This window comes from Acinetobacter sp. 24-47-64, from assembly GCF_057737055.1.
The window spans coordinates 709,923-723,131 of sequence record NZ_CM173215.1; the positions used below are offsets into that span (position 1 = coordinate 709,923).

The following is a 13,209-nucleotide window of genomic DNA, read 5'->3' on the forward strand; positions in this document are numbered from 1 at the left end:
ATGAATCAACCTCTCACAGTGACATATTATGATGGTGTTCTTTCTAAGCCTTTTACAGCACAGATTCGCCCTGCTAATCAAGACAGTATCGCTGTCAGTTATACAGATAAAGGCGAAGTGAAAACAGTCTACTATCATGCAGATGAAATGGTATTGCTTGGTAAAATTGGTCGACGTAATCCAGCTTTAGAGTTAACACATGACGCTAGGATTGAATTTCATGAGCGTCAGCTTCCTGAATGGTTGCCTGTTGAGCATAAAAATTTTCATCAAAAAGTATGGAAACTTGAACGTACACCATCGTTGATTATTTTTAGTGTTATTTTCGTGGTCGCACTTGGTTTCTCCGTCATTAAATGGGGAATACCGACGGCATCGCACATTGTTGCTTTCCAGCTGCCAGAAAATACGCTGAATCGTTTGGGTGGACAGGCAGAAGTTTATTTAGCCGAATACACTAAACCTTCTCAGTTATCACAGCAAAGACAGGATCGGATTCTCGCGGATTATCTGAAATATGTTGCTGAGGGTCGTCCCGCTCAGTTGAAATTTAGGGAAGGTACCTCGCTTGGAGCCAATGCACTCGCATTGCCAAACAATACAATTTATCTCACCGATGAATTAGTGAAGCTTGCCAAGAATGATCAGGAAATTATCGGCGTTTTGGCACATGAACAAGCACATTTATTAAAACGTCACAGCTTACAACAAGGTCTTTCGAGCCTAGGATTCAGTGTACTTTATATTGCTATCACTGGTGATGGATCGGATTTAATTGCGACTTTGCCAGTTGCCATGATTGGTGCAGGATATTCACGGAAGTTTGAGTTAGAATCAGATCAGTATGCGCTAGAACTCATGCATAAACATGAAATGGATACAGTGCATTTTGCAAACTTTTTAAAACGTATGAGTGATGATATGGGAGAAGACGAAGATCAATCAAAAATTCTTGATCTCTTTGCAAGTCATCCTGCCACTGAAGAACGAATTCGCCGTGTTACTGAATTTAAACAGCAACAATAATGAAAAGCCGACTTTATGTCGGTTTTTCTTTAACTTTCTCTAGACCATATAACTTGATAGTCAGCTTGAACCATGCGATTGATATGATCAAGCACGACATTTTCTAGTCGTATTAATTCTTCTAAAGATATTTCTTCTTTATTCACAATACTGACATGAAGTTGATCAGGTTGTATTGATAATTCAACTGTCACTTTTGGCATAAAAATTTGATATTGGTCATCGGTATTGGTGACATCAAATTTATGTTTCCAATGATTGCTTAATCGTTTAGCGATACGTAATGCTTCGGAGCTGTCTATCGTTGTGGTTGTTTTCATTATTTACCGTAATGCTTGAAATTTATTGTATCTTAACATTCATCTCACCATAAGGTTGTTCCGAATATGCAACATAGCTTTGCATAAGTCATATTCCGTCCTTGAAGATTTTTTTATCAACGATTTGCATTTTGAGTTGAAATTTAAATAGCAGTAATTTCGAAGGAATGAATAAACGAAGTTTTGCTATAATCAACTTTTGAATTCTAATTTCCCGCCAGGTCCTGACATGTCCAAGCCATTCTTAATTGCTCCATCGATTTTATCTGCTGATTTCGCTCGCTTAGGTGAAGAAGTCGAAAACGTACTTGAAGCAGGTGCAGATGTGGTCCATTTCGATGTAATGGACAATCATTATGTACCAAATTTAACTTTTGGTGCTGGTGTATGTAAGGCACTTAAAAAATATGGTATTCAGGCCCCAATTGACGTTCATCTTATGGTGAAACCAGTCGATCGTATGATCGGAGATTTCTTAGAAGCGGGTGCAGATATCATCACTTTTCATCCAGAAGCATCAGACCATATCGACCGTTCATTGCAGCTGATTAAAGCTGGTGGTGCTAAAGCAGGTTTAGTTTTTAACCCTGCAACGCCTTTACATTACCTTGATTATGTACTGGATAAAGTGGATCAAGTCTTATTAATGAGCGTCAACCCTGGCTTCGGTGGACAAAAATTTATCCCAATGACGCTAGATAAACTTCGTAAAGCACGCAAAATTATTGATGCATCTGGTAAAGATATTCGCTTAGAAGTTGATGGTGGTGTTGGTCCAGCAAATATTCGTGAAATCGCTGAAGCTGGTGCAGATATGTTTGTAGCTGGTTCTGCCATTTTTGGAAAGCCAGATTATAAAGCTGTAATTGATGAAATGCGTGCAGAGTTGGCGAAAGTAGGTTCAATTAACGTTTGATCCGAAACATGTATAACACTACACACATCTGTGGATAAGTCTATGGATAACGTGGTGGATATCTGTGTTGATAACAGTCTGGATAATTTGATTAGATTATAATCATATTTAGTTCAATGGTTTGTTTATTAGACAATAAATGTATAAAAAGGACTCATTTGAGTCCTTTTTTACAAAAAATGGATCTTCTTATCTTTTCTGTTGTATTGTTTGGGGGAGAAATTTTCGTTGCTCATTATTTGGCTTATCTTCGTGAATAAGTCTTAAAAGAGCGAGATAAAAAATCAATTTAAACATCCCAGACCAGTGATTCTATAGTGCAGTAAAGTGTTTTAATTTAGTGCGGATTTAGTCTTCTATCTGCCAATAGCGATCGCCTTTGTAATGCAATAGCCTAAAAATGCAGAAATAATCTAGAAAAGCTAGTCCGATAATGACCTATTTTTTGTAGGTGTATTTTGGGTCAAAAATTGTAAAATTGCGCCTATTTTGTGCGTGTGTTGATATAATTCAACCATCATTTGGAGGAACGACCTCCCTCATTTCTCTGAGAAAAATCGTCAGGACGGCCTGACTCTTAAATTATTTTAATTGGGAGCAGGCATCATGGCTTGGTTTATTCTTATTCTCGCGGGTTTATTTGAGATCGTTTGGGCATATAGTATGAAAATGTCTGAAGGATTTACTAAATTCACACCGACTGCAATTACTCTATTTTTTATGGTTCTCAGTTTTGGGTTGTTGGCACATGCCATGAAAACATTCCCTCTGGGAACTGCCTATACGATTTGGACGGGGATTGGTGCAGTAGGGTCTTTTTTAGTCGGCATTTTTATTCTGGGTGAGCCTGCGACAGCAATGCGGATGATTGCGGCTATTCTGATTATTTCAGGTTTAGTCATGATGAAATTAGCTTCAGCGTAAGATTTAAGGCAGCGTATCCATACGCTGCTTTTTTTAATTGAGAGAGGGTTTATTTTGGCTTGGTTAGTCTTGATTGTTGCAGGGTTGTTGGAAGTGGTCTGGGCCTATTTTATGAAAGTTTCAGATGGATTCACCAAATTGACACCCAGTATTTTGACGATCGTTTTCATGATCGCAAGTTTTGCTTTACTTTCCCATGCGATGAAAACTTTGCCACTCGGGACAGCTTATACCGTATGGACAGGCATAGGCGCTGTAGGTTCATTTGTGGTTGGGATTTTTATTCTTGGAGAACCTGCAAATGCAATGAGAATGATCGCTGCAGTATTGATTATTTCGGGTTTGGTCTTGATGAAGTTATCATCAACATAGTTAGATGATTCAACTTTCAGGCGATTAAAAAATGACTCAATTTTATTTAAAAAAAATAATGACACCTGTCGGTGAACTTCAATTGGTTGCTCATGATCGAGCATTGATTGTTGTCGCTTGGGAGAATGCACTTCCTCAGTTTATCCGAAATCAAATCGTAATTCAGCGGGATGATCACGAGATTTTATGCATTGCTGAAACACAGCTTCGCGAATATTTTTTAAAACAACGTCAGGTATTTGATTTGCCTATAGAGCTTTATGGGACAGAATTCCAACGCTCGGTATGGAATGCGCTGTTAAAAATTCCTTTTGGAGAGTCTAGAACGTATAAGCAAATTGCTGAGGATGTTGGGAATGTAAAAGCGGTTCGAGCGGTAGGCTTGGCCAATGGGAAAAATCCTATCGCGATCATTGTACCTTGTCATCGTGTAATAGGTGTCAATGGCAAGCTGGTCGGATTTTCAGGAGGTGTGGAAAATAAGCTTAAGCTGCTGCAGCTTGAAGATGATAAGTGGTGATGTTATAACAGCATAAACATATGAAATACAAAAATTATGTCTAATGAAAATCCTATAATTACAATTGTTTTTAATCTCATATCGCAGTTATGGTGGTTGATCTTAATTCTAGCAATCATCCCTGTATTCAAAATGTTTGTACCTTATATCAAAGGAAAATTGGGTGAATACATTGTCCAATATCATGCAAAAAATTTTTTGAATGAGGACTATATTTTACTGAATGATCTAACATTTTTGGATCAGGACAATCAGACCACACAGATTGACCATATTTTATTGAGTCCTTATGGAATATTTGTGATTGAGACCAAAAACTATAAAGGTTGGATTTTTGGCTCATCACATCAAAAAATGTGGACTCAAAAAATTTATAAATCTAGCCATAAATTTCAAAATCCATTGCACCAAAACTACAAGCATATAAAGGTTTTAGAGGGATTGTTAAAAGATTTAATCGATTCAAATCTGTCGATACATGGGTTAATAGTTTTCGTGCCTAATTGTGAGTTTAAAACACCAATTCCTGTACATGTTCATTGGGGTAAAAGTTGGATTGAAGAAGTTAAAAGCTACCAAATGAAAGTGATTGATGATCGTAGACTACAGAGAATTAAATATCGTATTGAAAAAGCAGCGCTTCAAAAATCGTGGAAAACCAATAGAGAACATATCCGATCAGTCAAAGAAAGACTAAAAGATTAATAAAAAAAAGCCCACAGTCAGTGGGCTTTTTATTTAGAAGCGTTTTGGAATTCTTTGGCCACCTTCAACTGGGATTTCAGCACGTTTTAATACACCAAATAGCCATGTTTCCGCATGGTGAACTGCATTTTTAATTTGATCACCTTGTGCCAACCTCCCTGCAATAAAACTAGCAAGAGAACAGCCTGAACCATGATACTCACCTTCAAGACGAGGACATTTTGTTTCAGAGACCATATCACCGTTGATGTAGAGTGCATTTCTAATATAAGTCGGTGTGTCTTCGTGACCACCTTTGACTAATACAGCTTTAGCACCCATTTCAAATAACTTCTGTGTAGCTTGATCTAAATCTTCACAGCCTGTTAATGCGCGAAGTTCAACGGTATTCGGTGTAAGAATCGTAGCAAGAGGAATCAATTCAACAAAAGCCTTGACCAATGTTGCTTGATTTCCTAATGAGCCACCACTATTGGCAACCAAAACTGGATCGAGTACGTATTGGAAATCAGGATGTGCTCTTAGGAATTCTGCCAAAGCGGCGATATTGTCGGTAGTGCCGAGCATGCCAGATTTCACTACTTTGATAGGAAGATCGTTCACTACAGCATTCGCTTGAGCCAGCAGTAAATCTTTTGAGGTTGCTTCAAATCCAAAAACTTGTTGAGAGTTTTGAATGGTTAACGCTGTACATGCGATTGCTGCATGAGCACCACTTTGGCCGATCGCTTCAATATCTGCTTGTAAGCCAGCACCACCAGATGGATCTAAACCAGAAAAGCACAATACAGTAGGGCGCACAACAATGTCCTTCATCGATCAATTTGGAGTAGTATAGGCAAGTTTCTGAGAAGTCTCGATAGCATTTCTAAAAAAGGTACAGCATGATTAAAAATATTCTCATTGATTTAGATGGAACGCTAACTGATCCTAAAGTGGGTATTACGACTTCTGCACGTTATGGTTTAGAAAAAGTAGGTCATCTTATCGCGGAGGATGAGAATATTGATTGGATTATTGGACCACCTTTAAAAGCCTCGTTGGCCAAAATTTTGAAGGTTGATGTGAATGATGATTTGGCGGAACAGGCTTTACTTGGTTATCGTGAACGCTTTGCTGTAAAAGGTTTATTTGAAAATTTATTATTTGAAGATGTAGCAGAGACATTGGCAACACTTAAGAACAAAGGTTACAGATTGTTTTTAGCTACTGCAAAGCCTGAGGTGTATGCCCAGAAAATTCTTGAACATTTCAATCTCATACCGTATTTTGATTATGCCTATGGCAGTGAGTTAAATGGTGACCGCACCAATAAAGCTGAACTTATTGCATATATTTTAGAGCGAGAAAAAATTAAGCCAGAAACCTGTTTAATGGTAGGGGACCGAGAGCATGACATTATCGGTGCTCGAAAAAATGGGATTGAAACGATTGCGGTGGAATACGGTTATGGCAGTGATGCAGAGTTAGCCGCTGCTGCACCCAAAGCCAGAATTCAAGCTTTCCATCAAATTTTAAATTACGTTGATTAATCTAAGCCGAAATTTGGGCTCAAGAGCAACTCTCAAGAGATTGCTCTTCGTAGCTTAGCTTAGATCCAAGTACAAGGACTCTTTGACCTCTTCCATCACGATGTAACTATGGGAGGATGCAGAGGAGGGAAGCATTTTAAGCAGGTCACCCAGTAGTTGGCGATAAGCACTCATTTCTTTTAGTCTCGCTTTCACCAAGTAATCGAATTCACCTGAAATTAAATGACACTCTAATACCTCAGGTATCTCAACTAAATTCTTGGCGACTTGATCAAAAACATCTCCAGATTTCGCCGATAACTTAATTTCTAGAAAGACGAGTAAATTACGCTCCAATAACTCCGGATTTAATCGGGCGTAATAGCCCATAATAATGCTATCTCGTTCTAGTCTTTTCACTCTTTCCGAGCATGGGGTTGTAGAAAGATTTACTTTTGCAGCCAGTTCACTAATGGCAATACGACCGTCCTTTTGCAGAATATCTAAAATCATACGATCAGTGCGATCTAATTTCCGCATGAATAATTTCCTTATTTTTTAATTTTTTCAGGATAAAACCCTTAAATTACCTAAATTATAACGATTAAAAGAGTGAAAAAAACTATTAAAGCAAAAATATACTAGTGAAATAAACTACACAGTGCTGAGGGATAGTTCATGCGCGTTATTGTATTAGGTAGTGGTGTCATTGGTGTTGCAAGTGCGTATTACCTAGCGCAACAAGGAGCAAGCGTCACTGTATTAGATCGTCAATCAGGTCCTGCCGAAGAAACGAGTTTTGGCAATGCAGGACAGATTTCTCCTGGGTATTCTACACCATGGGCCGCACCAGGAATTCCATTTAAAGCGGTTAAATGGATGTTTCAACATCATGCACCATTAGCAATTAATGTAGATGGAAGCTTGTGGCAGCTGAAATGGATGGCTCAAATGTTGAAGAACTGCAATGCGGCACATTACGCCATCAATAAAGAGCGTATGGTACGTGTTGCTGAATACAGTCGAGATTGTTTAAGAGAATTACGCGAAAATATTGGCATATCTTATGAGAATCGTTCAAAAGGAACATTACAAATTTTTCGTAAGGATGCGCAATTAGACGCAGTTCAACGAGACATTGAAGTTTTAAAAGAAACAGGTGTCGAATTTGAGTTATTAGATCGTGAAGGTCTAGGTCGAGTTGAACCTGCATTAGCGGAAGTTAAAGACAAATTAGTCGGTGGCTTACATCTTCCAAATGATGAGACTGGTGATTGCTATATCTTTACCAACGCGCTTGCTGAATATGCAAAAGGTATTGGTGTTGAGTTTAAATTTAATCAAAATGTTGAAAAACTCGTAGTTGAGGGCGACGAAATTAAAGGCGTTATTGTAGACGGTCAGGTACTCACGGCAGATCGTTATGTACTTGCCTTCGGTAGCTATTCACGAGATTTTATTAAACCATTAGGTCTAGATTTGCCCATTTATCCTGTAAAGGGATATTCATTAACTATACCTATCGTGGATGCGCAATATGCTCCTCAATCAACTGTCTTAGATGAAACTTACAAGATTGCAATAACTCGTTTTGATCAACGAATTCGTGTTGGTGGGATGGCTGAGTTAAGTGGTTTTAATAAAGAGTTAAATGAGGATCGCCGTGGCACCTTAGAGATGGTAACACGTGATTTGTTCCCAGGTGGAGATATGGCACAAGCCAGTTTCTGGACGGGACTACGACCGATGACACCAGACAGTACGCCTATTATCGGTGCGACGAAATATAAGAATCTATTTTTAAATACTGGACATGGCACGCTCGGCTGGACCATGGCATGTGGTTCTGGAAAGCTGATTAGTGATTTAGTGCTGAATCGGACTCCAGAGATTAGTACCGATGGACTTTCAATTCAACGTTATAACCACGCAGCTTAAAGGCTGCGTGGTTTGCTATTAAAAAATAAATAATAGGACAAGGAATATGTCTCGCCCAATACAGGCTGTTATTCACTTAAACGCGATCAAGCATAATTTGAAAGTTGCTAAGCAACATGTACCGAATGCCCAAGTTTTTGCTGTTGTTAAAGCTAATGCTTATGGTCATGGGATCGAGCGCATTTATTCAGCCTTAGTGGATGCAGATGGAATTGCACTTCTAGAGCTGAGTGAAGCACAACGAGTTCGAGATTTAGGTTGGAAAGGCCCAATTTTGCTTTTGGAAGGTATCTTTCAAGAAGCGGACTTACAGTTGTGTCACGATTTGGATCTTCAATTTACCGTTCATAACGAGATTCAAGTCGAATGGATTAAGCGGTTTAGTCTTGATGCTCATTTTAATATTTTTTTGAAAATGAACAGTGGTATGAACCGTTTAGGATTCCAACCTCAACGTTACCCTGAAATTTGGAGTCTGTTAACTGAATTGCCACAAGTGGCATCAATCACTCACATGACACATTTTTCTGATGCTGATGGCGAGCGCTTGAATAAGGTTGGGGTTGACTATCAAATTTCAGTATTCAATCAAATCATCAGCGTTTTAGGTGGTCCTTGTTCACTAAGTAATAGCGCAGCCATTCTTAGACATGCCAATCATGTCCACTCTAACATTGTACGTAGTGGCATTATGTTGTATGGGAGTTCACCGGATTATCCAACCCATACTATTCAAGATTGGGACTTAAAACCAACAATGTCTTTAAGAAGTGAATTGATTGCAATTCAAGAAATTAATCCTCAGCAAAGTATTGGCTATGGATCGACATTTTTTGCAGAACAAGCTATGAAAATTGGCATTGTCGCTTGTGGATATGCAGATGGATATCAACGGATTACTCAATCTGACACAACAGTGCTTGTGAATGGACAAAAAACTTCTTTGATTGGTCGTGTAAGTATGGACATGCTAGCTGTTGATATCACGCATATTGAAGATGCAAAAATTGGCAGTGAAGTCGTACTGTGGGGCGTCTCAAAGTACGGAAGTTTGTTACCGATTGATGAGGTCGCTGCAGGAGCGAGTACTGTGGGATATGAGTTAATGTGTGGCGTAACGACGCGGGTTCCATTTGTTCTAGAAATTTAATGTTAAAAATTCAACGATCAACACTAGGATCGATACTGAGTAATCAAGGAATTAATATGCAAAATCAGGATATTCAAAAATTCAATAGTAATGGCGTGATGAGTGCAGTTACAGTCTTTAATCAAGTGGCTTATCTTTCTGGTCAAGTACCTAAGATTACGACGCCTGATATCGCCTTACAAACGAAAGATGTGCTGAATACGATCGACGCTCTTTTGGCTCAAGTAGGCACAGATAAATCTCGTTTATTGTCAGCACAAGTTTTCGTGAAGAATTTGGAAGATTTTCAAATCTTCAATCAAATTTGGATTGAATGGATGGAGGATTCAATACCACCATCACGAGCAACCATTCAGGCTGACCTCGTTAATCCAGAATGGTTAATTGAAATCGCAGTGATTGCTGCATTGAAATAACTGAATATAAGTAAGAATTCACGAGGAAGAGTCATTTATGGCTCCTCTCATAATAACAAAATCTCTCGAATCTCAGTTTGAAGCGGAATTTAGGCTGATCGATTAGATTAGATGGTGTAAAAGGATGTTGAATAATGACAACCACAAATATTGATGAACAATCATCTCCCAATGAATTACAGCGTAAGCTTTCAAATCGACATTTACAACTCATCGCCATCGGTGGAGCGATTGGTACAGGGTTGTTTATGGGCTCAGGAAAAACGATTTCACTTGCAGGACCTTCAATCATCATCATTTATATGATTATTGGTGCTATGTTTTTTTTCTTGATGCGTGCCCTTGGTGAAATTCTTTTATCTAATCTGCACTACAAATCATTTATTGATATGGCACATGATCTCATTGGACCAGGTGCAGGGTATTATATTGGTTGGTCCTATTGGCTGGGATGGATTTTGGTCGGTATTGCTGATTTAGCAGCAATTATCAATTATCTCAGTTTTTGGTTACCTCCAGATCAAATGTTTACCCCAATGGGGCAAGCAGCGATTAGTGCAGGATGTGTCTTATTCATACTCGCAATTAACTTAGTCACTGTAAAACTTTTTGGTGAAATTGAGTTTTGGTTTGCATTAATCAAAATTCTAGCCATTATTGGATTGATCTTGGTGGGTGCCTTCATGGTGTTTACGAGTTTTCAGTCACCAAGTGGTGCTGTTGCAAGCTTCAGTAACATTTGGTCTCATGGTGGAATGTTCCCGAAAGGAACCATGGGCTTTTTGGCAGGCTTTCAAATCGCAATGTTTGCCTTTGTTGGTGTAGAGTTACTCGGGACGATGGCTGCGGAAACCAAAGATCCTGAAAAAAATTTACCAAAAGCGGTTAATGCTATTCCGACACGTATTATTATTTTCTATGTGCTTTCGTTGATCATGATTATGTCTGTGACACCTTGGATCAATATCCCAGCAGATCAAAGTCCATTTGTCACATTATTCTTATTTGCGGGTATTGGTTCAGCTGCTGTGATTATGAACCTAGTGGTTTTGTCTTCTGTGATGTCTTCCATGAACAGTGGTGTCTTTTCTACCAGTCGAATGTTATTTGGATTGGCCCGTGACGGCCAAGCCCCTCAAAAGCTAGCAGAACTTTCAAGTCGTGCCGTACCTGCTAAGGGATTAATCTTTTCATGTACATTTATTATGGCCGGTGCAGCATTTCAGTATTTTGTGCCAAATACGATGGAAGCTTTTACATTAGCAAGTTCGCTGTGTGTGATTCTTTTCATTAGTATTTGGGCGATTATCATGGTGTGCTATATACGCTACCGTAAATTGCGACCTGAGCTACATGAAAAGTCGAATTTTAAAATGCCGGGTGGAGTGGCAATGTCATACGTTGTATTGGCATTTTTGCTATTTGCATTAATCATTTTAAGTTTAGAGCCAGACACGCTTAAAGCTTTGATGATTAGCCCAATCTGGTTGATTCTGTTAGCTGTAACATACCGTGTTCTTTATAAACCACGTATGCGTAAGCGTAACCATAATTAATTTTTAGAGAAAGAAAAAACCTCCACGAATGGAGGTTTTTTTATATTCTTTAGTTAGAATGTAGGTTTGACCACAACTAAAATTACAACTGCGAATAAGATCAATGTGGGCATTTCGTTGAAATAGCGCCAGAACTTATGACTTTTATAGTGTGCATTATCAATGAGTTTTTTACGGTAATATCCACACACTAGGTGGTATATGACCAGTAATCCGACTAAACCAACTTTTAAATAAAACCATAAAGCTTCATGATAATGTCGAGTTGCATCACCCCAGTCCACTAAAAAATGTGCAGTGATCAATGTTGCGATCATCGCAGGCCACATAATGCCACGATAAAGCTTACGTTCCATGACTTCAAAGCGTTGATGACTTATGGCATCGTCACTCATCGCATGATAAACATAAAGCCGTGGTAGATAGAACAAAGCAGCGAACCAACATACCACAGCAATAATATGTAATGCTTTTACCCATAGGAAAGCATCTGAAGGAGCATCCATCTAATCACCCATTATGGGCGGAATTAAATTAGCCTTCCCATTTCTTGAAAATGAGGCAGGCATTTACGCCGCCGAAACCAAAACTGTTACTCATTACAGTATTCAGTTTTGTATCGCGTTTTTCAAGTACGATATCAAATGGTTTTGCACCTTCATCAAGCTCAGTAACGTTGATATTTGGTGCAATAAAGTCATTCTGCATCATGAGAATAGAGTAAATCGCTTCTTGTACACCTGCAGCGCCTAAGCTATGACCTGTCATAGATTTTGTTGAACTTAAAGGTGGTACTTGACCTTCACCGAATGCGCGTTCCATTGCTTTCAATTCAGTCACATCACCAGCTGGTGTAGATGTGCCGTGTGTATTTACATAATCAATTTTTTCAACACCATGCTGTTTTGCTTCATCAAGTGCCATCAAGATGCAACGTGTTGCACCTTCACCTGATGGTGCGACCATATCAGCACCATCAGAGTTGGCTGCATATGCAACGACTTCAGCAAGAATATTTGCACCGCGCGCTTGAGCATGCTCAAGAGATTCAAGTACCACGAAACCACCGCCGCCAGCAATGACAAAACCATCACGATCAGCAGAGTAAGGGCGAGAAGCGGTTTCTGGTGAGTCATTATATTTTGAGCATAAAGCACCCATTGCATCAAATAATAGACTTTGTGACCAATGGTCTTCTTCACCACCACCAGCGAGCATTAGATCCTGTTTGCCAAGTTGAATCAGGTTGTATGCGTAACCAATGGCATCAGCTGAGGTTGCACAAGCACTTGTAATAGAGTGAGCGATACCTTGTAATTTGAATGCCACACCAACGTTAGCTGTAATAGTATTTGACATATTGCGTGGAACAAAGAAAGGGCCAATTTTACGTGCGCCTTTCTCTTCAAGAAGTTCAATCATTTCAGCGACAGAAGCTGTAGAGTTGCCGCCTGAACCACCCGCAATACCATAACGAGGATTGCCCGCAAGATCTTCAGCGGTTAGACCCGCATTTTCAACCGCAGCGACTGCAGCGTTATAGGCATACATCGCACATACACCCATAAAGCGTTTCAGTTTACGGTCAATACCGTCAAAATTTTGTTCTGCTGCAGCACTAACATGACTTTTAAAATTAAGTTCAGCATAAGTTGGGTTAAAACGTGTGCCTGAAATACCATTTTGTAAGGCATGATTTACATCTTCTAATGTATTACCAATGCATGAGTTAATGCCCATACCAGTGATTACAACACGTTTCATTTACAATTCCCTATTATGGTGAAGTCATTTTATGGAAAAATTCACATCGATGATTTGATTGGATGTAAAAGTCCATAAGATCTTGTCAAAA

Annotated in this window: 16 protein-coding genes; 11 read left to right on the top strand and 5 right to left on the bottom strand. The window is 39.1% G+C overall.

What is annotated here, in order from left to right; genetic code table 11:
* Positions 1 to 1,026 (top strand): M48 family metallopeptidase, encoded by a 1,026-nt coding sequence (locus AC1M85_RS03440; RefSeq protein ID WP_481588035.1) that lies wholly within the window; start codon positions 1 to 3, stop codon positions 1,024 to 1,026.
* Positions 1,027 to 1,055: 29 nt separating this feature from the next.
* Here AC1M85_RS03440 and AC1M85_RS03445 read toward each other — a convergent pair whose 3' ends face one another.
* Positions 1,056 to 1,346 (bottom strand): DUF2218 domain-containing protein, encoded by a 291-nt coding sequence (locus AC1M85_RS03445; RefSeq protein WP_481594038.1) that lies wholly within the window; start codon positions 1,344 to 1,346, stop codon positions 1,056 to 1,058.
* Positions 1,347 to 1,575: 229 nt separating this feature from the next.
* On the opposite strand from AC1M85_RS03445, the gene rpe reads away from it, so the two are divergent.
* From rpe to AC1M85_RS03470, 5 genes are all read left to right on the top strand, one after another.
* Entirely contained in the window at positions 1,576 to 2,262 is a 687-nt protein-coding gene (gene rpe, locus AC1M85_RS03450; RefSeq protein WP_481610419.1) for a ribulose-phosphate 3-epimerase, read from the top strand.
* A 606-nt stretch (positions 2,263 to 2,868) separates the two neighbouring features.
* Positions 2,869 to 3,186, top strand: a complete 318-nt coding sequence (locus AC1M85_RS03455; RefSeq protein WP_481588038.1) for a DMT family transporter — start codon at positions 2,869 to 2,871, stop codon at positions 3,184 to 3,186.
* Between the two features lie 54 nt (positions 3,187 to 3,240).
* Positions 3,241 to 3,558 carry a quaternary ammonium compound efflux SMR transporter SugE gene (gene sugE / locus AC1M85_RS03460; protein ID WP_180000188.1) on the top strand — a complete coding sequence of 106 codons (318 nt, stop codon included), beginning with the start codon at positions 3,241 to 3,243 and terminating at the stop codon, positions 3,556 to 3,558.
* Positions 3,559 to 3,589: 31 nt separating this feature from the next.
* The gene (locus AC1M85_RS03465) at positions 3,590 to 4,078 is read left to right on the top strand and encodes a methylated-DNA--[protein]-cysteine S-methyltransferase (protein ID WP_180028722.1); all 489 of its coding nucleotides are present in this window, start codon (positions 3,590 to 3,592) and stop codon (positions 4,076 to 4,078) included.
* A 36-nt stretch (positions 4,079 to 4,114) separates the two neighbouring features.
* Complete coding sequence (locus AC1M85_RS03470; RefSeq protein WP_488213553.1) at positions 4,115 to 4,783, top strand: nuclease-related domain-containing protein; 669 nt, start codon at positions 4,115 to 4,117, stop codon at positions 4,781 to 4,783.
* Positions 4,784 to 4,816: 33 nt separating this feature from the next.
* Here the strand turns inward: AC1M85_RS03470 and AC1M85_RS03475 are convergent, their stop codons facing one another.
* Positions 4,817 to 5,584 (bottom strand): hydroxymethylpyrimidine/phosphomethylpyrimidine kinase, encoded by a 768-nt coding sequence (locus AC1M85_RS03475; RefSeq protein WP_035268321.1) that lies wholly within the window; start codon positions 5,582 to 5,584, stop codon positions 4,817 to 4,819.
* 83 nt (positions 5,585 to 5,667) lie between these two features.
* On the opposite strand from AC1M85_RS03475, the gene AC1M85_RS03480 reads away from it, so the two are divergent.
* Entirely contained in the window at positions 5,668 to 6,315 is a 648-nt protein-coding gene (locus AC1M85_RS03480; protein ID WP_180028720.1) for an HAD-IA family hydrolase, read from the top strand.
* A 54-nt stretch (positions 6,316 to 6,369) separates the two neighbouring features.
* Here the strand turns inward: AC1M85_RS03480 and AC1M85_RS03485 are convergent, their stop codons facing one another.
* Entirely contained in the window at positions 6,370 to 6,834 is a 465-nt protein-coding gene (locus AC1M85_RS03485) for an Lrp/AsnC ligand binding domain-containing protein (RefSeq protein WP_035268295.1), read from the bottom strand.
* A gap of 138 nt (positions 6,835 to 6,972) precedes the next feature.
* Here AC1M85_RS03485 and AC1M85_RS03490 point away from each other — a divergent pair, with 138 nt between their 5' ends.
* From AC1M85_RS03490 to AC1M85_RS03505, 4 genes are all read left to right on the top strand, one after another.
* The gene (locus AC1M85_RS03490; RefSeq protein ID WP_035268298.1) at positions 6,973 to 8,232 is read left to right on the top strand and encodes a D-amino acid dehydrogenase; all 1,260 of its coding nucleotides are present in this window, start codon (positions 6,973 to 6,975) and stop codon (positions 8,230 to 8,232) included.
* A gap of 46 nt (positions 8,233 to 8,278) precedes the next feature.
* The gene (gene alr, locus AC1M85_RS03495) at positions 8,279 to 9,382 is read left to right on the top strand and encodes an alanine racemase (protein ID WP_180028719.1); all 1,104 of its coding nucleotides are present in this window, start codon (positions 8,279 to 8,281) and stop codon (positions 9,380 to 9,382) included.
* Positions 9,383 to 9,438: 56 nt separating this feature from the next.
* Positions 9,439 to 9,798, top strand: a complete 360-nt coding sequence (locus AC1M85_RS03500; RefSeq protein WP_035268302.1) for a RidA family protein — start codon at positions 9,439 to 9,441, stop codon at positions 9,796 to 9,798.
* 134 nt (positions 9,799 to 9,932) lie between these two features.
* Positions 9,933 to 11,354 (top strand): amino acid permease, encoded by a 1,422-nt coding sequence (locus AC1M85_RS03505; protein WP_092768649.1) that lies wholly within the window; start codon positions 9,933 to 9,935, stop codon positions 11,352 to 11,354.
* A 53-nt stretch (positions 11,355 to 11,407) separates the two neighbouring features.
* Here AC1M85_RS03505 and AC1M85_RS03510 read toward each other — a convergent pair whose 3' ends face one another.
* Together AC1M85_RS03510 and AC1M85_RS03515 are read right to left on the bottom strand one after the other, a co-directional pair.
* Positions 11,408 to 11,860 (bottom strand): CopD family protein, encoded by a 453-nt coding sequence (locus AC1M85_RS03510; protein WP_481588043.1) that lies wholly within the window; start codon positions 11,858 to 11,860, stop codon positions 11,408 to 11,410.
* A 28-nt stretch (positions 11,861 to 11,888) separates the two neighbouring features.
* Positions 11,889 to 13,118, bottom strand: coding sequence for a beta-ketoacyl synthase N-terminal-like domain-containing protein (locus AC1M85_RS03515; protein ID WP_035268310.1), 1,230 nt, complete (start codon positions 13,116 to 13,118; stop codon positions 11,889 to 11,891).
* Positions 13,119 to 13,209 lie beyond the last annotated feature (91 nt).

Bases quoted from the DNA above. Each gene is read 5' to 3' on its own strand.
- AC1M85_RS03440 (WP_481588035.1), top strand. From the start codon at position 1: ATGAATCAACCTCTCACAGTGACATATTATGATGGTGTTCTTTCTAAG.
- AC1M85_RS03445 (WP_481594038.1), bottom strand. From the start codon at position 1,346: ATGAAAACAACCACAACGATAGACAGCTCCGAAGCATTACGTATCGCT.
- rpe (WP_481610419.1), top strand. From the start codon at position 1,576: ATGTCCAAGCCATTCTTAATTGCTCCATCGATTTTATCTGCTGATTTC.
- AC1M85_RS03455 (WP_481588038.1), top strand. From the start codon at position 2,869: ATGGCTTGGTTTATTCTTATTCTCGCGGGTTTATTTGAGATCGTTTGG.
- AC1M85_RS03465 (WP_180028722.1), top strand. From the start codon at position 3,590: ATGACTCAATTTTATTTAAAAAAAATAATGACACCTGTCGGTGAACTT.
- AC1M85_RS03470 (WP_488213553.1), top strand. From the start codon at position 4,115: ATGTCTAATGAAAATCCTATAATTACAATTGTTTTTAATCTCATATCG.
- AC1M85_RS03480 (WP_180028720.1), top strand. From the start codon at position 5,668: ATGATTAAAAATATTCTCATTGATTTAGATGGAACGCTAACTGATCCT.
- AC1M85_RS03485 (WP_035268295.1), bottom strand. From the start codon at position 6,834: ATGCGGAAATTAGATCGCACTGATCGTATGATTTTAGATATTCTGCAA.
- AC1M85_RS03490 (WP_035268298.1), top strand. From the start codon at position 6,973: ATGCGCGTTATTGTATTAGGTAGTGGTGTCATTGGTGTTGCAAGTGCG.
- alr (WP_180028719.1), top strand. From the start codon at position 8,279: ATGTCTCGCCCAATACAGGCTGTTATTCACTTAAACGCGATCAAGCAT.
- AC1M85_RS03500 (WP_035268302.1), top strand. From the start codon at position 9,439: ATGCAAAATCAGGATATTCAAAAATTCAATAGTAATGGCGTGATGAGT.
- AC1M85_RS03505 (WP_092768649.1), top strand. From the start codon at position 9,933: ATGACAACCACAAATATTGATGAACAATCATCTCCCAATGAATTACAG.
- AC1M85_RS03510 (WP_481588043.1), bottom strand. From the start codon at position 11,860: ATGGATGCTCCTTCAGATGCTTTCCTATGGGTAAAAGCATTACATATT.
- AC1M85_RS03515 (WP_035268310.1), bottom strand. From the start codon at position 13,118: ATGAAACGTGTTGTAATCACTGGTATGGGCATTAACTCATGCATTGGT.